The following is a 17,233-nucleotide window of genomic DNA, read 5'->3' as shown; positions in this document are numbered from 1 at the left end:
GGCGGCTGGGTTATGGATAGAACCACATCAGGCTGTAGCCGCTGGCACGCAGCATGCCAATGTCCAGCTGCATGTTCACCTTCACTTCACTGTTGCCATTGAACTGGCCCAGAGCAAAGTCGTTTTTGTTCAGATAGGCCTTGGGGTCGAACACCTTGCGCGACAGCACATGGTCTTCGGCGTCTTTCAGCGTCAGCTCCAGATGCGGGTAGGCTTGCGGATAAGCCGCCTGATTGCGCACAGTGGCGGACACCCGAATCAGATTGGGCTGGTCGGGCACGGCGGCCAGTTCCGAGTATTCGGTGCGCAGCAGCTCACTGCGGCGCGGCAACGGTACCGAGCAGCCAAAGCCCTTGCACAGCGATTCCAGCACCCCGCGCGAGCCCGGCAGTTCGGCGGCAATCGGCGTGCGGTACACGTACACCACCTGCACGATAAAGGCCAGCGCGGCCACTACCGAGGCGGCGGTCCACAGCCACAGCAGCCGTCCACCGCCGGCCTTGGGTGCTGCTGCCGGGAAGTTGAATGCCGGGAAGTTGATCTTTGGCAGACTGAACTTGGGCAAGCTGAAGCTGGGCAGGCTGAACTTTTTGCCCGGCTTGTCTGCCGGGGTGTTTTTCAGTACCTCGGCGCTGTGGGCGATAAACGGTGCCGGCTCCACCTTGGGATCCGCCGCCTGTGGCCGGCCCTGATAGATGGCACCATCGTCATCGTCGTCGTCATCGGGCAAGACTTCGGTTTTGAAACTGGGTTCTACCCGGCCTCCACTGGGGGCCGGTTCGGCCTTGGCTTCGCTGGCCGGCGCGGCGTTCAGGTGCTGACGGGCTGCCTGCAGCTTTTTCAGGAAGGCGTCGTCGTCCTGTTCATCCGGGATGACTTCTGGCTGCTTGGCTGGTGCGGGGGCCGGGCTGGGGGCCGGGGCTGGTGCCGCCGGTTTGCTGCTGGCGGGCGGCGTGGCGTGGCGTGGCAGCGGATCGGGGCGCAGCACCGGCTCCTGGCGGCCTGCGGGCTTGCGGGGCGCTGGCGCGGCAAAATCAGGGAGTTCCAGGTCGATGTTTTTGCTGATGCGGTCGAGGTCGCGATCCGCTGGCAGCGGAATGGCGGTGGCTTCGTCCTGCGGGGCCGGGCTGCTCCACTGGCCGTTTTGCGGGGCATTGGCCAGGGCTCGCACCAGATGGCCGGCTTCTGCCGGCAAGGCGTCTTCCGCCGCCAACTGGCTGGGGCTGCTGGGTTGGGAACTGGCGGGCGTCGGGGCTGGCGCGGACGGTGCGACAGCCGGGGCGTTATCCACCGGCTCCAGCGATGCGCGGGCATCAAACACGGTGGAACAGCGACCACAGCGGACCTGGCCGTCGCAGACGTCAAGCTGACCCGGCTGGACCTTGAAGCGGGTCTGGCAGTGCGGGCATTGCGTGATGTACATGGCGGGAGACAACTCTTAAGCGTTTTGCAGTGGCAAGAGCATAGCAGAAATGCCTGAATGCCGCGTGGGCAATGACAGCCGCCTGCCCGCCCCGCCAGGGATGGCGGGGGCAAGGCCGGCGGGGGAAATCAGCGTTTGCGTCCGGACAGGCAGGTCCAGCCGTCGTCAAACACCGGTGCGTCCATGTCAAACCATTGCTGGTAGATGGCCTGGATTTCGTCAGCCTGTTCGGCCAGGATGCCCGACAGCACAATGTGCCCACCCACGCGCACATGGCGGGTGAGCAAGGCGCCCAGCAAGCGCAGCGGATTGGCCAGGATATTGGCCACGACTACGTCGGTTTCCACGTCGGGCAACTGGCCAGGCAGGTAAAAATCGGCTTCCACGCTGTTTTGCACGGCATTGTCGCGGCTGGCCTGTACTGCCTGTGGGTCGATGTCCACGCCCAGCGCCCGGCCTGCGCCCAGCTTGAGCGCGGCAATGGCCAGAATGCCCGAGCCGCAGCCGTAGTCCAGCACTGATGCACCGGGGCTCAGTTCGCGGTCCAGCCATTGCAAGCACAGCCGGGTGGTGGGATGGCTGCCGGTGCCAAACGCCAGGCCAGGATCAAGCTGCAGGTTGATCGCGTCCGGGTTGGGCGCGTCGTGCCAGGTGGGGGTGATCCACAGCCGGTCAGAAATGCGGATCGGGTCGAACTGGGCCTGGGTGGCGCGTACCCAGTCCTGCTCGGCCACTTCTTCCACCTGCCAGCTGGGCGTGCTCAGCCCGCACTCGCCGGCGGCGGCGGCAATCAGCAGGGCGATGTCCTGTTCCGGGTTGAACAGCGCCAGAATGCGGCTGGTACGCCACATGCGGTCCACCGGTTCGCCGGGTTCGCCAAAAATCGGTTCTTCGGCATCGGTGCCGGCAGCGGCGTCTTCAATTGCGGCGGACAGCGCGCCCAGCTCCATCAGCGCATCGGCGAGTTTTTCCGCCACGGCGGAATCGGTGTCGAGGGTGACTTGCAGCCAGCTCATACTTCGGACTTTTTCAGTTGGGCCAGGCGCTCTTCCAGATAATGGATTGAGGTGCCGCCCCGTTTGAACGCCGCATCCACCAGCAATTCCTGGTGCAGCGGGATATTGGTCTTGATGCCGCCAATCGCCATTTCCGACAGCGCCACGCGCATGCGCGCCATGGCCTGCTCGCGGGTGTCGCCATAGGAAATCAGCTTGGCAATCATCGAATCGTAGTACGGCGGCACGGTATAGCCGTGGTAAATGTGCGAGTCGATGCGGATGCCAGGGCCGCCCGCCGGGTGGTAGCCTTCAATCCGGCCCGGGCTGGGCACAAAGGTGAACGGATCTTCGGCGTTGATCCGGCATTCCATGGCGTGGCCCTTGATGTGTACCTGTTTTTGCGTGTAGCGCAGTTTTTCGCCGGCGGCCACGCGGATTTGTTCCTGCACGATGTCGATGCCGGTAATCAGCTCGGTGACCGGATGCTCCACCTGTACGCGGGTGTTCATTTCAATAAAGTAGAATTCGTTGTTCTCAAACAGGAATTCAAAGGTGCCGGCACCCCGGTAGCCAATCTTGCGGCAGGCGGCGGCGCAGGCTTCACCAATTTGCTTGCGCTGTTTGTCGGTAATGCCGGGTGCCGGGGCTTCTTCGATGATTTTCTGGTGACGGCGCTGCATCGAGCAGTCGCGCTCGCCCAGATAAATGGCGTTGCCGTATTCGTCGGCCAGAATCTGGATTTCGATATGGCGCGGCTGTTCGAGGAATTTCTCCATGTACACGGTGGGGTTGCCAAACGCCGCGCCGGCTTCGGTGCGGGTCATCTGCACGGCATTCAGCAGCGCGCCTTCGGTGTGCACCACGCGCATGCCGCGCCCGCCGCCACCGCCGGCGGCCTTGATGATCACCGGATAGCCGATTTTTTTGGCGGCTTTGGCGATATACGCCGGGTCATCTGGCAGCGCGCCTTCCGAGCCGGGCACGCAGGGCACGCCGGAGGCGATCATGGCGTTTTTGGCGCTGACCTTGTCGCCCATCAGGCGAATGGTGTCCGGGCGCGGACCGATGAACACAAAGCCGGATTGCTCGACCCGCTCGGCAAAGTCGGCGTTTTCCGACAAAAAGCCATAGCCAGGGTGAATGGCCTGGGCGTCGGTCACTTCGGCGGCAGAAATCAGCGCCGGCACATTCAGGTAGCTCAGCGAGGACGAGGCCGGTCCGATGCAGACGGATTCGTCGGCCAGCTTGACGTATTTGGCTTCGCGGTCGGCCTCGGAATGCACCACCACGGTCTTGATGCCCATTTCACGGCAGGCGCGCTGGATGCGCAGGGCGATTTCGCCACGGTTGGCGATAAGGATTTTTTCGAACATGGGAATTCCTGAACAGCGTCCGGCACAGTCTAGGGGGTGTGCCAGCAGTGGGGCGGCTGGCGAGAAACCCCAACCGCCACGGCGTCCGGGCATGCCGCACAGATCATGGGCGGCATGGTCTCCGGTCGGGCCCGGTTCCGGCAGGCATGGGCGATGGCACGGCAGCGCCGTGGCCGCCGGCATGCCCGACGGAATTATTCGATGACAAACAGCGGTTCGCCAAACTCCACCGGCTCGCCGTTTTCAACCAGAATGGCCTTGATCACGCCAGCGCGGTCGGATTCGATTTCATTCATCAGCTTCATGGCTTCAATGATGCACAGGGTGTCGCCCACATTCACTTTCTGGCCCACTTCGGCAAATGCCTTGCCGCCCGGCGTGGCCGAACGGTAGAAGGTGCCTACCATCGGCGACTTGACCGCGTTTTGCGTGCTCGGCTTGGCCGGCTCGACAGCGGCGGCCACTGGCGCGGCGGCAGGCGCGGCACCCGGCATGACCACATTGGTCATCGGGCCGGGGTAGCCCATCGTCATCCCGGCTTGTACCCGGGTGATGCGGACTTTTTCTTCGCCTTCGGTCACTTCCAGCTCGGCAATGCCGGATTCTTCTACCAGGTCGATCAGTTTTTTCAGCTTGCGAAGATCCATGGGGTTCCTTCTTTGACGACGAGTCGGGCCGGCTGCCTGGGGGCAGCGGCTCAGGCTCGGGCGTGGAGATGATTCAGTGCATGTGCCAGAGCATATTCATACCCTTTGGCACCCAGACCGCAGATCACGCCAACGGCGAGATCGGAGAAATAGGAATGGTGGCGAAATGCTTCCCGCGCATGCACATTGGACAGGTGTACTTCAATAAACGGAATCTTGACGGCTGCCAGGGCGTCGCGCAGGGCAACGCTGGTGTGGGTGAATGCGGCCGGGTTGATGACAATAAACGCCGTGCCGTCGGTATAGGCCGCGTGAATGCGTTCGATCAGCACGTATTCGGCGTTGCTTTGCAGGCTGTCAAAGCCAAATCCTGCTGCCTGGGCTTGCGCCGCCAGACGGGCATTGATATCGGCCAGCGTATCGGCCCCGTAGAGATGCGGCTCGCGCATGCCAAGCATATTCAGGTTCGGGCCATGCAGCGCCAGAACACCAGGCGCCGGGGCGACGTTCTGTACAGAATTTGTCATCATGGCCGCGAGTTTGCCGCAATTGGCCGCAGAAAGTCCAGCTTTTCCCGGGATTCAAACATTTGTTTGCATGGGGTTTGCCGGTTGCCGGCCCCGCGCCTTTGCGCCGAACTGGTATACTGGCCGGCATTGTGCCCGACTGTCTTTTTCATGCAACTGTCCGATTTTGATTTTGAACTGCCCGAGGCGTTGATCGCCCAGTTTCCGCCCGAAGTGCGCGGCAACAGCCGCCTGCTGCATGTGGATGGCCTGAACTGTCACGATGACCACTTCAGCCAGCTGATTCACTATCTGCGTGCTGGCGATGTGCTGGTATTCAACGACACTCGCGTGCTTAAGGCCCGCCTGTTTGGTCAGAAACTCAGCGGTGGCCAGGTGGAAGTGCTGGTGGAGCGGGTGCTGGACAGCCAGCAGGTGCTGGCCCATGTGCGCGCCAGCAAGTCGCCCAAGCCGGGCAGCCGGCTGCTGCTGGAAGGCCGCTGGGAAGCTGAGATGGTCGAACGGCAGAATGAACTGTTCCGTCTGCGCTTTAGCGGCGACACGCCGGTGCTGGATATTCTCGACGCCTCCGGCAAGCTACCGCTGCCGCCGTATATCACCCGCACCCCGGATGCGCCGGACGACGAACGCTATCAGACCGTGTATGCCCGCCATCAGGGCGCAGTGGCGGCCCCCACTGCTGGCCTGCACTTTACCGACGCCCAGCTCGATGCGCTGCGCGGCCATGGCGTGGAACTGGCGTTTGTCACCCTGCATGTGGGGGCGGGCACCTTTCAGCCGGTGCGGGTGGACAATATCGCCGAGCACCGCATGCACAGCGAGATTTACCATGTGCCCGACGACACCGTGGCCGCCATTGCCCGTGCCCATGCCCAGGGCCGGCAGGTGACGGCAGTGGGCACCACCAGCCTGCGCGCGCTGGAATCCGCCGCGCGCAGCGGCAGCCTGCTGGCTGGCCAGGGGGAAACCGACATCTTCATCACCCCCGGTTATCGTTTCCGCGTGGTGGACCGGCTGCTGACCAATTTTCACCTGCCCAAATCCACCCTGATGATGCTGGTGTCGGCATTTGCCGGCCTGCAGCCGATTCGCGCCGCCTACCAGCATGCCATTGCCGGGCAATACCGCTTTTTCAGTTACGGAGACGCCATGCTGCTGGAAAAGGCAGCCAGCGCCTGACCCCATTCCGCCCGGCCTGTCCGGCAGGAGAACACACCATGAGCGGCCTGAACGCCAATACCCCGATTCCGAGTGAAATTCGCCTGCATCAGCAGTCGCGTGTGCTGGAACTGCAATTTGACGATGGCGCGCAGTTTTCCCTGCCATGCGAGTACCTGCGGGTGTGCTCGCCGTCGGCGTCGGTGCGCGGTCATGGACCGGGGCAGGAAGTGCTGCAAACCGGCAAGCGCGCGGTGAACATCGTCAGCATCGAACCGGTGGGGCACTATGCGGTCAAGCTGGTGTTTTCCGATGGTCACGATTCCGGGCTGTACAGTTGGGATTATCTGTACCAGCTGGGTCAGGAGCACGACCAGCGCTGGGCGGACTATCTGGCCCGGCTGGCCGCCGCCGGTGCCAGCCGCGACCCCGTAGCCAGCTGATGGCGTGGTGCCGCGCGCACCCTTATTGATGATTTCCGGCCAGCTCTCTGGCCACAACCGGATACACAGGCATGGAACAACACACCCATTTTGGTTTCAAAACCGTTGACGCCGCACAAAAAGCCGGCAAGGTGGCCGAGGTGTTTCACTCGGTGGCCAATAAATACGACGTGATGAACGATTTCATGTCTGCTGGCATGCACCGGCTGTGGAAGCGTTTCACCCTGGACACCGCCGGCGTGCGCGCCGGCCAGAAAGTGCTGGACATCGCCGGTGGCACCGGCGACCTGGCGCGTGGCTGGGCCAAGCGGGTGGGGCGCAGTGGTGAAGTGTGGCTGACCGACATCAATAGCTCGATGCTGACCGTGGGCCGCGACCGTCTGGCCGACGAAGGCGTGCTGCTGCCGGTGGCACTGGCCGACGCCGAGAAGTTGCCGTTTCCGGACAATTACTTTGATCTGGTGTCGGTGGCGTTTGGCCTGCGCAACATGACCCACAAAGACCTGGCGCTGGCAGAAATGCTGCGCGTGCTCAAGCCGGGCGGCAAACTGCTGGTGCTGGAGTTTTCCCAGGTGTGGGGCCCGCTCAAGCCGGCGTATGATCTGTACTCGTTCAAGGCCTTGCCGCTGATGGGCAAGCTGGTGGCCGACGACGCCGACAGCTACCGCTATCTGGCCGAATCCATCCGCATGCACCCGGACCAGGAAACCCTGAAACAGCTGATGCTGGAGGTGGGTTTTGGCAAGGTGGACTACCATAACCTCAGCGCGGGGGTGGTGGCGTTGCACAAGGGCTGGAAGTTTTAAGCGCTGTTCACCCAACACGTCTGGCCTGATGGTGTCCGCCGTACTCGCCTGTACTTGTCTGCGGCGGGCTTGGCCAGGGCCGTAATACGGCCTAATTGGGCACCGCGCTAGGCTGCACGGAAAAAATTGTCTGCTGTGTCCGCCGGCATGGCAGCCATGCCGGGCCAATGGTGTTGTCACGAGGAAAATCCGCATGAACCGCCCGCAACTTGCCGTACTCAACCACCTGCTGGCCCAGCAGGAAGCCCTCCGCCTGCGTCTGGCCGAGCATGCTGGCCGGCGCATCCGTGTCGAGCTGCCACCGCTGCGGGTCACCGCAGTGATTCTGGGCGATGGTTACGCCGGGCAAACCGACGGCGAACCGGAAGCCACCGTGCAGTTGTCGTCGTCGGCGCTGATCAAGCGCGCCACCGGCGGCACGCCAGGGGCCGGCGATGTGCGGCTCAGCGGTGATGACGAGTTGGGCCTGGCGCTGGCGCGCATTCTGGCCGACCTGCGCTGGGACGCGGTGGAAGACCTGTCGCGGCTGGTGGGCGATGTGGCGGCCTATCGGGCCGAACGCTGGGTGCGCGGCGCGCTGGGCATCAAGGGCGAAGTGGCCTGGCGGCTGGCCAGCGCCTACGCCGAGCACCTGAAAGAAGAAACCCCGTTGCTGTGCAAGCATGCCCAGGTGGACGCCTGGCACAGCCAGGTAGACCACTTGCGCGACGATGTGGCGCGGGCCGACAAGCGTCTGGCCCGGCTGGAAGCCGCACTGGCCCCGCGCCTGCCTGCGCCGGCACACCCCGACTGACCCTGCCTTTTTCCGCCGGCCATTGGCCGGCGAGAGCCCCACACCATGCGACTGTCCCGTTTCAGCACCATTTTTCGTACCCTGCACCGTTATGGACTGGACGAGTTTTTCGTCAACCATTCCCGCCTGCGGGTGATTCATCTGCTGTTGCGCCTGCTGCCCTTGCCGCGCGATGTGTCCGAACCGCTGCCACGTCGGGTGCGGCTGGCGCTGGAAAGCCTGGGGCCGATTTTCGTCAAGTTTGGCCAGGTGCTGTCCACCCGCCGCGACCTGCTGCCGCCGGAATACGCCGACGAGCTGGCGCTGTTGCAGGACCGGGTGGCACCGTTTCCCGGTGCGCAGGCGCGCGCGGTCATTGAGGCCAGCCTGGGCCGCTCGGTGCATGAGGCGTTTGCCGAGTTTGATGAAACGCCGATTGCCAGCGCCTCGGTGGCGCAGGTACACAAGGCGCGTCGCCACGATGGCCGCCAGGTGGCGGTCAAGGTGTTACGCCCCGGCATCCTGCCGGTGATCGAGCAGGATCTGGCGCTGCTGCGTACCCTGGCCGGCTGGGTCGAGCGCCTGCTGGTGGACGGCAAGCGCCTGCGCCCGCGTGAAGTGGTGGCCGAGTTCGACACCTATCTGCACGATGAGCTCGACCTGATGCACGAAGCCGGCAATGCCTCGCAGCTGCGCCGCAACTTTACCGACTCGGACATGCTGATTGTGCCGGAAGTGTTCTGGGACACCACCACCCGCGACGTGCTCACCCTGGCGTGGATGGACGGCATTCCGGTGGGGCAGATCGACCGGCTGCGCGAGGCTGGCGTGGATCTGAAACAGCTTAGCCGCTTTGGTGTGGAAATTTTCTTTACCCAGGTGTTTCGCCATGGGTTTTTTCATGCCGACATGCATCCGGGCAATATTCTGGTGGCGGCGGACGGGCGCTATATCGCGCTGGACTTTGGCATCGTCGGTAGCCTGACCGACTACGACAAGCATTATCTGGCAGTGAATTTTCTGGCGTTTTTCAACCGCGACTACAAGCGGGTGGCAATTGCCCATATCGAATCTGGCTGGGTGCCGAAAGACACCCGGGTGGAAGCGCTGGAGGCTGCGGTACGCACGGTGTGCGAGCCGATTTTCGACCGGCCCTTGTCGGAAATCTCGTTTGGCTATGTGCTGCTGCGGCTGTTTGAAACCAGCCGGCGCTTCAATGTGGAAATCCAGCCGCAGCTGGTGCTGCTGCAAAAAACCCTGCTGAACATCGAAGGCCTGGGCCGCCAGCTCGACCCCGACCTCGACCTGTGGCAAACCGCCAAGCCGTTTCTGGTGAAGTGGATGAACGAGCAGATTGGCTGGCGCGGCCTGCTGCGCAACCTGCGCGACGAAGCACCGCAATGGGCCAGCCTGCTGCCGGCCATTCCGCGCAAGCTGAACGAAGCCTTGTCCAGCGACACCCGCGACGTGCTGATTCAGGGCTATATCACCCTGCTGCGCGAACAAAAACGCCAGAACGCCTTGCTGGCGGTGCTGGTGCTGCTGCTGGGCGGAGGCCTGGCGCTGCTGTGGTGGCGCTAGGGATGCGCTGATTTATTCAGAAAAATCGTGTTTGCCAAAATCAAAACCTAGCAAAATCAATAACCTGGATTCCCGCCTTCGCGGGAATGACGATTTTTTCAGCGTATCCCTAGTAGCCAGTCACCATGATCTGAATCGACTGACAGGCGATTAGAGCGCTTTCGGCATGAGTGTCACCTCAGGTGTCGTTCCCGCGAAGGCGGGAACCCAGACCGCGCCACAGCGTGCGCGGTGGGCATGGCGCAGGTAGCGCTGATGAGCGCTCACCCCGCTGTACGCTGTGGACACGCCTGGATTCCCGCCTGTGCGGGAATGACGCGGTGGGGTGCGGAAGACAGTTTGCTGTGGCAAATTAAGGCTATGTTTTAACAGAAATTAAACCAAGATGCCCGGCATAAACTGGCTCACATGAACCCTTTGTTTCAACGTGACTGACGACTAGTCTGGCTTGACTGCTGCCGGATGCGTCGGCCCAACCGGGCGACGCACCGCCTACATCCCCAGATACGCCGCACGCACCTGTTCGTTTTCAATCAGCTCACGCCCGCTACCGGTCAGGGTGATATGCCCGGTTTCCAGTACATAGCCACGATCTGCCAGCGCCAGTGCCGAAAACGCATTCTGTTCGGCCAGAATCAGCGTCATGCCCTGGGCTTTCAGGCTTTTCACCACGTTGAACACCTCCTCCACCAGCAGCGGCGCCAGACCCATGGATGGCTCATCCAGCAACAGCAGCTTGGGCCGGCCCATCAGCGCGCGGCCAATCGCCAGCATTTGTTGCTGGCCGCCAGACAAGGTGCCGGCGGGCAGGGCACGTTTTTCCTTGAGGATGGGAAACATGCTGTAAATCCGCTCCAGGTCGCTGGCCACCTGCGGCTTGGGCTGGGTGTAGCCGCCCAGACGCAGATTGTCTTCGATGCTCAGCGGACCAAACACCTGACGCCCCTCCGGGCTTTGGCAGATGCCCCGACGCATGCGCATGTCGGCGCGCAGGCGCGAGATGTCCTCGCCATCAAACACAATCTTGCCGCCTTGTAGCGGATGCACACCGGACAAGGTGCGCAAGAAGGTGGTTTTGCCCGCGCCATTGGCCCCCACCAGCGCAACCGTCTCGCCGCGACGGACGCTCAGCGAAATGCCTTTCAGCGCCTGAATCCGGCCATAGGCGCTTTCCATCTGTTCTACCTGCAGCAGCCAGTCCTGCGCCGGGGCGGCCAGTTCGCCGCCGCTGTGCGCGCCCAGACCCACCGACACCGGGGCCAGGCTGGCCACGCGGTGGAACAGCTCGCGAAACTCGGCGCGGGCTTCATCGCCAAACAGCGGATCCTGGTGACTGCGAAAGGCCTGGTTAATCTCGTCCCAGTCCTGTTCGGTCAGCCACTGGCTGGCTAGCGGAAACACCTGCTGTTCTTCGGTACGGATATGCGCCTTCAGGTCGTTGGTGTACTGGCGCAGCGCGGTGGTCAGCGTGTCCAGGCTGGCCTGGCCATGCAGGCAGTCGGCCAGCAGCTGGCGCAGATTGGCCAGCCGCGCCGGGGCGTGGCGGTGCTCGCTTTCCAGTTGGTCGAGCGCGGCGTTGGCCAGCTCGGTGCGCTGGCGCAACCGACAGAACAGATGGCGGTCTTCCTTGGCGTGATGAGCCTGATCGACAAACTGGTCGAAGTAATCAAACACCGCGTAAAAAAACGCCAGCTCGCTGCGCGGCGAGCCGTGCAGGTCGTCAATCACCTGCTCCAGGGTCAGGGCGATGCGCCACAGATTGCGGTGTTCGTCCTGAATAATGTGCAATGCGTGCATGAACAGTCCTCTGCGTCAGGCGTGGGCACCCAGGTAGGCGGCAATCACCTCCGGGTTGCTGCGGATGGCGTCACGATCGCCTTCGGCCAGTTTTTTGCCGTAGTCGAGCACCAGAATCCGGTCGGACAGATTCATCACCATCTTCATGTCGTGCTCCACCAGCACCACGGTCACCCCGGCGTCGGCCACCTTGCGCACCAGCGCATCCACCTCCTGGGTTTCTTTCGGGTTCAGCCCGGCGGCGGGTTCATCCAGAAAAATCAGCTTGGGCTGCATGGCCAGTGCCCGGGCAATTTCCAGGCGCTTGAGCGCGCCGTAGGGCATGCTGTCGGCGCGGGCATCCAGATAGGCGTCCAGACCGACAAAGCGCATCCACTCCGCCGCCTGTTCACGCAGCTGATGGTCGCGCCGGGCCAGCGCCGGCCAGCGCACGGCGGCCTTGAACAGATTGCGGTCAAGCTGCAGGTGGGCACCGACCATCACGTTTTCGATGGCGAGCATATTCATGCAGATCTGCAGGTTCTGGAAGGTGCGCGCCATGCCGCGCCGGGCCAGGGTGTCGGGGGCCAGGCCATGAATCGGCTCGCCATTCAGGCGAATTTCACCCTGGGTGGGGGTGTAGATCCCGGTAATCAGATTGAACAGCGTGGTCTTGCCGGCCCCGTTTGGGCCAATCACCGCGTAGACAATCCCGGCGTCAATACTGAAACTGACATCCTGCACCGCCTTGACCCCGCCAAATTGAATCGACAGGTGGCTGACATCAAGTAAAGCCATCTCATCCCCCCTTGCCAAATTTGGCGGCCAGCGTGGGCACCAGCCCTTTGGGCATGAAAATCATGCACAACATCAGGATGCTGCCAAACGCCACGGTTTCCCAGCCTTCAAACGTGGCCAGCAGCTGGGGCAGCGCGGTCAGCAGCATGGCACCGATCAGCGAGCCATACACCGACGCCATGCCGCCAATCACCACCATGGTGACCAGCTCGATCGAATGGAAAAAATCAGCCAGATTGGGGGTGACAAAGCCGACGTAATGCGCGGTGATGCTGCCCATCAGGCTGGCAAACATCGCTGACAGGACAAAAATGGCCACCTTGTAGCGCACCACGTCCACCCCCACCCCGCGCGACGCCACTTCCGAGCCATGCAGCGCGCGCAGGGCGCGGCCAAAAGGGGAGTCCATCAGGTTTTGTGACATCCACACACTGGCCACCAGCAACACCGCCACCACCCAGTACCAGCTGCGGTCACCCGACAGAGCAAAGCCAAACAGCTCGAACACCGGCACCGGCATGCCATCCGGGCCGCCAGTCCACTGTGCTTCGTTGCGCACGGCAATATTGATGATGATGCCCAGCCCGAGGGTGGCCATCGCCAGGTAATGGCCCTTCAGCCGGAAAATCGGCCGCGCCACCAGCCCGGCCAGCGCGCCGGTGATCAGCATGCCAGCCAGCATGGCCAGCAACGGATGCCAGCCAAAGTGGCTGGGCAGCACCGCCGAGGCATACGCGCCAATGCCCAGAAAACCGGCATGGCCCAGGCTGATTTGCCCGGCAAAGCCAATCAACAGGTTAAGCCCGAGCACGATAATGGCGTTGATCGCCATGCGGATGACCAGATCAAGGTAAAAGCTGTTGGGCAGCAGCCAGGGCAAGACGGCCAGGCCGGCAATCAGCAGAATCAGGCCCAGATGGGAGCGGGAAGCTTGAGTACGTGCTTGCATGGTTACACCCGCTCCGTGGTTCGGGCGCCAAACAGCCCCTGAGGCATGAAAAACAGGATGAACAGAATCAGGCCAAACGGGATGGCGTCCTTGTAGGCTGATGACACATAGCCCGCGCCCAAGGCTTCCAGCAGCCCCACCAGCAAGCCGCCCAGCACCGCCCCCAGGCCATTGCCCAGCCCGCCCACCACGGCGGCGACAAAGCCTTTCAGGCCGAGCATGATGCCCACGTCGTAAGAAGTTAGGGTGATGGGGGTGACCAGCACCCCGCCCAGCGCACCCAGCGCTGCCGACAGGGCAAAGCTGATGAACAGCACCTTGCCGGTGTGAATCCCCACCAGCTCGGCAGCCAGACTGTTGTACGAGGTGGCCAGCATGGCCTTGCCCAGCAGGGTGAACTTGAAGAAATACCACAGCAGCGCCACCACCACGGCGGTGACCCCAAGCACCCACAGGCTTTGCGGCATCAGCGTGGCCCCCAGCAGCACAATAGGCGTGTCACCAGAAAACGCCGGCAGGCTGTGCGCGCCCTTGCCCAGCCACACCTGCACCAGGCCACGAATCACCAGCGATGCACCAATGGTGATGATGATCAGCGACACGGTTTCGGCACCCTTCACCGGCTCGATGGCGAGCTTTTCCACCAGAATGCCCACCAGCGCCGGCAGCACGATGGCCAGCAGCAAGGCCAGCGGCAAAGGCAGGCCCAGCTGGACAAACATCACCGCCAGCATGCCACCCAGCATGATGAATTCACCCTGGGCAAAGTTGATCACATGGCTGGCGTTGTAAATCAGGGTGAACCCCAGCGCCGCCAGCGCGTAGGTGGCCCCCACCGTCAGGCCGGAAAACAGGAATTGCAGCAGCTGCGCCAGCATCATGCCCTCCCTGCCGGTGTGGGCATGGTGTGAAAGTGAGTCATCCTGGCCTCCTCTGGTGGATGATGAACACGGGGTCGGGTCAGCGTGGGCCGCCCGATATTCTGTATTGTGTAATGTGTTACGTACATTAGAAATGACACAATAAATTCTGTCAACGAAATTTTATGTATCGCTTTTTGTGCAGAGCAATATTGGGATACAGCAGAAATTGACTTTGAAAACAGCTTTTTGCCATGAATGGCCGGCAGGCAAAATGACACAAATTATTGGTAAATTTTGTGTTTTGTTGTATCTTGTTTGCCAGCTTGAGCAGAACAGACGCGCCACACCCGGCATGCCGGGTGTGGCAGGCGTGGCGGGGATGCGGCGAAAACCGCGAAAGACTTATTGCGGCAGGGACAACAGCGTGGCACCCATGCGCATCGACAAGGCCTGGGCCGCCTGGCGCAGCTGGCCCACCAGCGCGCTGTCTGGCGACAGATCCATGCTGCCTTCCACGCCGACTACCACCAGGGTGAGCGAGATTTCATTCTTGAAATTGAACACTGGCGCGGCCAGCGCCTCTACCCCGCGCACCATATAGCTGCTGCCGGAAATCGCCGCCATGCCGCTGGCGCGCACCTCGGCCAGCAGCGCGTGGGCGTCGGCCAGCGTACTGACCCCGGCAGGGGCCTTGCCGTTGTCCAGCTCTTGCTGCAGCAGCGGATCAATCTGGCTGGCCGGCAGCCAGGCGGCAAATACCCGGCCTGCCGCCGATGACAGCAGGCCCAGCGTGGTGCCGGTCAGCACATTCACGGTAATGGGCCGGCGTGGGCGCTCCCAGCGCACAATCACCGGCCCATGGCCGCCCCACACCGCCAGCGCCGTGGTTTCGTTGATGGCGTCGCGCAGCTCGGTAATGCTGGTCAGCCCCAGCCGCACCCGGTCCAGCCGGTCCAGCGCCACCAGGCCCAGGTTCAGCGCAAACGGCCCCAGGGTGTAGCGCGAGGACAGCGGGTCCTGCTCCACCAGCCCGCTGCGAATCAGGCTGACCAGATAGCGGTGTGCCTTGGACGCCGGCATGTCGGCGGCGGCGGCGATGTCCTTGAGCATCATCGCCCGCTGCCCGCCCACCATCGCCTTGAGCAGGCTCATGCCCACTTCCAGCGACTGCACGCCGTGTTTGCCTTCCAGATCTTCATGCATGACAGAATTCCTTGCGTTATAGTTCTGATATAAGAAATTGATTTCTTAATACAGAATATTACAGCACACCCACAGGAGCGCCGCAAATGCACACTCTGTCTGTCTATGCCCTGGAAGGGCTGATCCCGGTGGTTCACCCCAGCGCCTATGTTCATCCCTCTGCCGTGCTGATTGGCGATGTGATCATCGGCCCGGACTGCTACGTAGGCCCATGCGCCTGCCTGCGCGGCGACTTTGGCCGGCTGATTCTGCAAGCCGGTGCCAATGTGCAGGACACCTGCGTGATGCATGGTTTTCCGGGCACCGACACCGTGGTGGAAGAAGAAGGCCATATCGGCCATGGCGCAGTGCTGCACGGCTGCCGGGTAGGGCGCAATGCGCTGGTGGGAATGAATGCGGTGGTGATGGACCACGCCAGCGTGGGCGAATCCGCCATCGTCGCCGCCTCGGCCTTCGTCAAAGCCGGCATGGAGATTCCGCCTGGCGTGCTGGTGGCCGGCGTGCCAGCCAAGGTGGTGCGCCCGCTGACCGACACCGAGCGGCAATGGAAACGCGACGGTACCGCCTGCTACCAGGCGCTGGCCCGCCGCAGCCTGGCCAGCATGACCGCCACCGCGCCGCTGACCGAGGTGGAAGCCAACCGGCCACGAGTGCAATGGTCGATGGAGGAGGTGGTGCCGCTGGGGGTGAGGAAGGGGCGGTGAGCGGGGGGCTTTCTGTCCACTGGCTTTGCTCTGGGGGGCGTGGCCTCAGACAATACCGGCTCAGCCCTGCGCCTGTGCAGGCTTGAGCGGTTGACTCCCTAGCAAAGGCAGTAGATCGTTTGCATCAGATTGGGCTCAGGCCTGTCTCGAACTTCACTATCCGAGGCAGAAGTAATGCCGTGTTGTAGGAGTTAAGTTTGTGGCGCAAAATTATCAATTTGATGATATTATGCGCATGTCAATGAAAAAATATAAAACCAATTACAGCCTTTTAGTCGTCCGTCTCAGATAAGGAGATTTTGGTGACTAAACTCCAGCGCGTCGAGAGCTTGAGCCATGTTTAGCGCGAGCGGCTGGCCTACATCGACTTCCAGCTTTGCTTCTTCGGTGAGATCGGTCGCCCTGACCTGATTGAGCGCTTCGGTGTAGCTCCGGCAGGGGCGGCACGCGATTCGGCTCTATACCGGGAAATCGCGCCGCAGAACATCACCTTTGACGGTAGCAACAAGATCTACCGCATCGGGCAGGCGTTCGCTCCGCTGTTCGATCACGCATCGCAGCGCGTACTATCGGCGCTGGCGCTGGGTTTCGGCGATGGCGTGAACAGCGCGACGCAGTCGCTGCTGCCGTGCGAGTCACCCTCTGCCCTGAGCAACCCCAGGATGGACGTGCTGGCCCCGGTCTGCCGGGCAATCCACGCCAAGCGGCCAATCGCCATCCGCTACCACTCGATGAGCAGCGGTGAGTCCGAGCGGGTCATCGTGCCATTTGCGCTGGTGGATACCGGCCTGCGCTGGCATGTCCGGGCCTTTGATCGCAAGAGCGGAGAGTTTCGGGACTTCGTCGTTACACGTATCGAAGCGCCAACGCTGCTTGATGAGGAGCCACAGGCCAACGAACAGCCGGACAACGACATCCAGTGGACGCGGATCGTCGAGCTGGACTTCGTGCCGCACCCGCGCCTTGAGCGCCCAGAGATCATCAAGATGGACTATGAGATGACCGACGGCTCGATTCGGATGCGCGTTCGCGCCGCTGTCGCTGGCTACATGCTGCTGCGCTGGCGCGTGGACTGCTCGCCCGATCACCGTCTAAAGGAAGAACAGTACCGCCTATGGCTCAGCGATCCGCTGGCGCTGTACGGCGTTGAGAACGCAAAGCTCGCGCCGGGGTATCAAGCCCCGGCAGCAAAGACATCACGCAAAGGATAAG

The 17,233-nt window shown here is 62.4% G+C and carries 17 protein-coding genes and 1 pseudogene; 7 read left to right on the top strand and 11 right to left on the bottom strand.

Features of this window, described 5'->3' with window-relative positions:
* Positions 1-10: 10 nt before the first annotated feature.
* The 5 genes from BXU06_RS12445 to aroQ all read right to left on the bottom strand — a co-directional run bounded on the left by BXU06_RS12445 (position 11) and on the right by aroQ (position 4,968).
* The gene (locus BXU06_RS12445; protein WP_077300083.1) at positions 11-1,423 is read right to left on the bottom strand and encodes a DUF3426 domain-containing protein; all 1,413 of its coding nucleotides are present in this window, start codon (positions 1,421-1,423) and stop codon (positions 11-13) included.
* 128 nt (positions 1,424-1,551) lie between these two features.
* Positions 1,552-2,439 carry a 50S ribosomal protein L11 methyltransferase gene (prmA, locus tag BXU06_RS12440; RefSeq protein ID WP_077300080.1) on the bottom strand — a complete coding sequence of 296 codons (888 nt, stop codon included), beginning with the start codon at positions 2,437-2,439 and terminating at the stop codon, positions 1,552-1,554.
* A complete protein-coding gene (gene accC / locus BXU06_RS12435; protein WP_077300077.1) occupies positions 2,436-3,794 on the bottom strand; it encodes an acetyl-CoA carboxylase biotin carboxylase subunit in 1,359 nt (452 codons plus the stop codon). The genes prmA and accC overlap by 4 nt, the downstream gene beginning before the upstream one ends.
* Before the next feature lie 194 nt (positions 3,795-3,988).
* On the bottom strand, positions 3,989-4,441 hold the full coding sequence (gene accB, locus BXU06_RS12430; RefSeq protein WP_077300074.1) for an acetyl-CoA carboxylase biotin carboxyl carrier protein: 453 nt from the start codon (positions 4,439-4,441) through the stop codon (positions 3,989-3,991).
* Positions 4,442-4,491: 50 nt separating this feature from the next.
* Positions 4,492-4,968 (bottom strand): type II 3-dehydroquinate dehydratase, encoded by a 477-nt coding sequence (gene aroQ / locus BXU06_RS12425; RefSeq protein ID WP_077302868.1) that lies wholly within the window; start codon positions 4,966-4,968, stop codon positions 4,492-4,494.
* Between the two features lie 150 nt (positions 4,969-5,118).
* Between aroQ and queA the strand changes: the two genes are divergently transcribed.
* The 5 genes from queA to ubiB all read left to right on the top strand — a co-directional run bounded on the left by queA (position 5,119) and on the right by ubiB (position 9,728).
* Positions 5,119-6,147 carry a tRNA preQ1(34) S-adenosylmethionine ribosyltransferase-isomerase QueA gene (gene queA / locus BXU06_RS12420; protein WP_077300071.1) on the top strand — a complete coding sequence of 343 codons (1,029 nt, stop codon included), beginning with the start codon at positions 5,119-5,121 and terminating at the stop codon, positions 6,145-6,147.
* Between the two features lie 38 nt (positions 6,148-6,185).
* Positions 6,186-6,569 carry a gamma-butyrobetaine hydroxylase-like domain-containing protein gene (locus tag BXU06_RS12415; RefSeq protein ID WP_077300068.1) on the top strand — a complete coding sequence of 128 codons (384 nt, stop codon included), beginning with the start codon at positions 6,186-6,188 and terminating at the stop codon, positions 6,567-6,569.
* A gap of 71 nt (positions 6,570-6,640) precedes the next feature.
* Positions 6,641-7,375 (top strand): bifunctional demethylmenaquinone methyltransferase/2-methoxy-6-polyprenyl-1,4-benzoquinol methylase UbiE, encoded by a 735-nt coding sequence (gene ubiE, locus BXU06_RS12410; protein WP_077300065.1) that lies wholly within the window; start codon positions 6,641-6,643, stop codon positions 7,373-7,375.
* Positions 7,376-7,568: 193 nt separating this feature from the next.
* A complete protein-coding gene (locus tag BXU06_RS12405; protein WP_077300062.1) occupies positions 7,569-8,168 on the top strand; it encodes an SCP2 domain-containing protein in 600 nt (199 codons plus the stop codon).
* Between the two features lie 45 nt (positions 8,169-8,213).
* Positions 8,214-9,728 carry a ubiquinone biosynthesis regulatory protein kinase UbiB gene (gene ubiB, locus BXU06_RS12400; RefSeq protein ID WP_077300059.1) on the top strand — a complete coding sequence of 505 codons (1,515 nt, stop codon included), beginning with the start codon at positions 8,214-8,216 and terminating at the stop codon, positions 9,726-9,728.
* A gap of 492 nt (positions 9,729-10,220) precedes the next feature.
* Here ubiB and BXU06_RS18655 read toward each other — a convergent pair whose 3' ends face one another.
* The 6 genes and pseudogenes from BXU06_RS18655 to BXU06_RS12375 all read right to left on the bottom strand — a co-directional run bounded on the left by BXU06_RS18655 (position 10,221) and on the right by BXU06_RS12375 (position 15,317).
* Positions 10,221-10,904 carry an ABC transporter ATP-binding protein gene (locus tag BXU06_RS18655; protein WP_374754332.1) on the bottom strand — a complete coding sequence of 228 codons (684 nt, stop codon included), beginning with the start codon at positions 10,902-10,904 and terminating at the stop codon, positions 10,221-10,223.
* Positions 10,905-11,126: 222 nt separating this feature from the next.
* Positions 11,127-11,525, bottom strand: a pseudogene (locus BXU06_RS18650) (hemerythrin domain-containing protein); the annotation flags it as partial.
* Positions 11,526-11,540: 15 nt separating this feature from the next.
* Positions 11,541-12,302, bottom strand: a complete 762-nt coding sequence (locus BXU06_RS12390) for an ABC transporter ATP-binding protein (RefSeq protein ID WP_077300053.1) — start codon at positions 12,300-12,302, stop codon at positions 11,541-11,543.
* A gap of 1 nt (position 12,303) precedes the next feature.
* Positions 12,304-13,251, bottom strand: coding sequence for a branched-chain amino acid ABC transporter permease (locus tag BXU06_RS12385; protein WP_077300050.1), 948 nt, complete (start codon positions 13,249-13,251; stop codon positions 12,304-12,306).
* 2 nt (positions 13,252-13,253) lie between these two features.
* A complete protein-coding gene (locus tag BXU06_RS12380; protein WP_216352470.1) occupies positions 13,254-14,132 on the bottom strand; it encodes a branched-chain amino acid ABC transporter permease in 879 nt (292 codons plus the stop codon).
* 384 nt (positions 14,133-14,516) lie between these two features.
* On the bottom strand, positions 14,517-15,317 hold the full coding sequence (locus BXU06_RS12375; protein ID WP_077300047.1) for an IclR family transcriptional regulator: 801 nt from the start codon (positions 15,315-15,317) through the stop codon (positions 14,517-14,519).
* An 86-nt stretch (positions 15,318-15,403) separates the two neighbouring features.
* Between BXU06_RS12375 and paaY the strand changes: the two genes are divergently transcribed.
* Positions 15,404-16,021 carry a phenylacetic acid degradation protein PaaY gene (paaY, locus tag BXU06_RS12370; protein ID WP_077300044.1) on the top strand — a complete coding sequence of 206 codons (618 nt, stop codon included), beginning with the start codon at positions 15,404-15,406 and terminating at the stop codon, positions 16,019-16,021.
* 662 nt (positions 16,022-16,683) lie between these two features.
* Positions 16,684-17,232, top strand: a complete 549-nt coding sequence (locus BXU06_RS18225) for a WYL domain-containing protein (RefSeq protein WP_253189460.1) — start codon at positions 16,684-16,686, stop codon at positions 17,230-17,232.
* The last annotated feature ends 1 nt before the right edge of the window (position 17,233 follow it).

Origin of the sequence: Aquaspirillum sp. LM1, assembly GCF_002002905.1 — a bacterium.
Classification (GTDB): Bacteria; Pseudomonadota; Gammaproteobacteria; order Burkholderiales; family Aquaspirillaceae; genus Rivihabitans.
Note: the sequence above shows the minus strand (reverse complement) of the source record. Positions and strands in the feature narration are given on the sequence as shown.

What these genes read in the sequence shown, in the direction of transcription:
- BXU06_RS12445 (WP_077300083.1), bottom strand. Translation starts at nt 1,423, where the DNA reads ATGTACATCACGCAATGCCCGCACTGCCAGACCCGCTTCAAGGTCCAG.
- prmA (WP_077300080.1), bottom strand. Translation starts at nt 2,439, where the DNA reads ATGAGCTGGCTGCAAGTCACCCTCGACACCGATTCCGCCGTGGCGGAA.
- accC (WP_077300077.1), bottom strand. Translation starts at nt 3,794, where the DNA reads ATGTTCGAAAAAATCCTTATCGCCAACCGTGGCGAAATCGCCCTGCGC.
- accB (WP_077300074.1), bottom strand. Translation starts at nt 4,441, where the DNA reads ATGGATCTTCGCAAGCTGAAAAAACTGATCGACCTGGTAGAAGAATCC.
- aroQ (WP_077302868.1), bottom strand. Translation starts at nt 4,968, where the DNA reads ATGACAAATTCTGTACAGAACGTCGCCCCGGCGCCTGGTGTTCTGGCG.
- queA (WP_077300071.1), top strand. Translation starts at nt 5,119, where the DNA reads ATGCAACTGTCCGATTTTGATTTTGAACTGCCCGAGGCGTTGATCGCC.
- BXU06_RS12415 (WP_077300068.1), top strand. Translation starts at nt 6,186, where the DNA reads ATGAGCGGCCTGAACGCCAATACCCCGATTCCGAGTGAAATTCGCCTG.
- ubiE (WP_077300065.1), top strand. Translation starts at nt 6,641, where the DNA reads ATGGAACAACACACCCATTTTGGTTTCAAAACCGTTGACGCCGCACAA.
- BXU06_RS12405 (WP_077300062.1), top strand. Translation starts at nt 7,569, where the DNA reads ATGAACCGCCCGCAACTTGCCGTACTCAACCACCTGCTGGCCCAGCAG.
- ubiB (WP_077300059.1), top strand. Translation starts at nt 8,214, where the DNA reads ATGCGACTGTCCCGTTTCAGCACCATTTTTCGTACCCTGCACCGTTAT.
- BXU06_RS18655 (WP_374754332.1), bottom strand. Translation starts at nt 10,904, where the DNA reads ATGGAAAGCGCCTATGGCCGGATTCAGGCGCTGAAAGGCATTTCGCTG.
- BXU06_RS12390 (WP_077300053.1), bottom strand. Translation starts at nt 12,302, where the DNA reads ATGGCTTTACTTGATGTCAGCCACCTGTCGATTCAATTTGGCGGGGTC.
- BXU06_RS12385 (WP_077300050.1), bottom strand. Translation starts at nt 13,251, where the DNA reads ATGCAAGCACGTACTCAAGCTTCCCGCTCCCATCTGGGCCTGATTCTG.
- BXU06_RS12380 (WP_216352470.1), bottom strand. Translation starts at nt 14,132, where the DNA reads ATGATGCTGGCGCAGCTGCTGCAATTCCTGTTTTCCGGCCTGACGGTG.
- BXU06_RS12375 (WP_077300047.1), bottom strand. Translation starts at nt 15,317, where the DNA reads ATGCATGAAGATCTGGAAGGCAAACACGGCGTGCAGTCGCTGGAAGTG.
- paaY (WP_077300044.1), top strand. Translation starts at nt 15,404, where the DNA reads ATGCACACTCTGTCTGTCTATGCCCTGGAAGGGCTGATCCCGGTGGTT.
- BXU06_RS18225 (WP_253189460.1), top strand. Translation starts at nt 16,684, where the DNA reads ATGGACGTGCTGGCCCCGGTCTGCCGGGCAATCCACGCCAAGCGGCCA.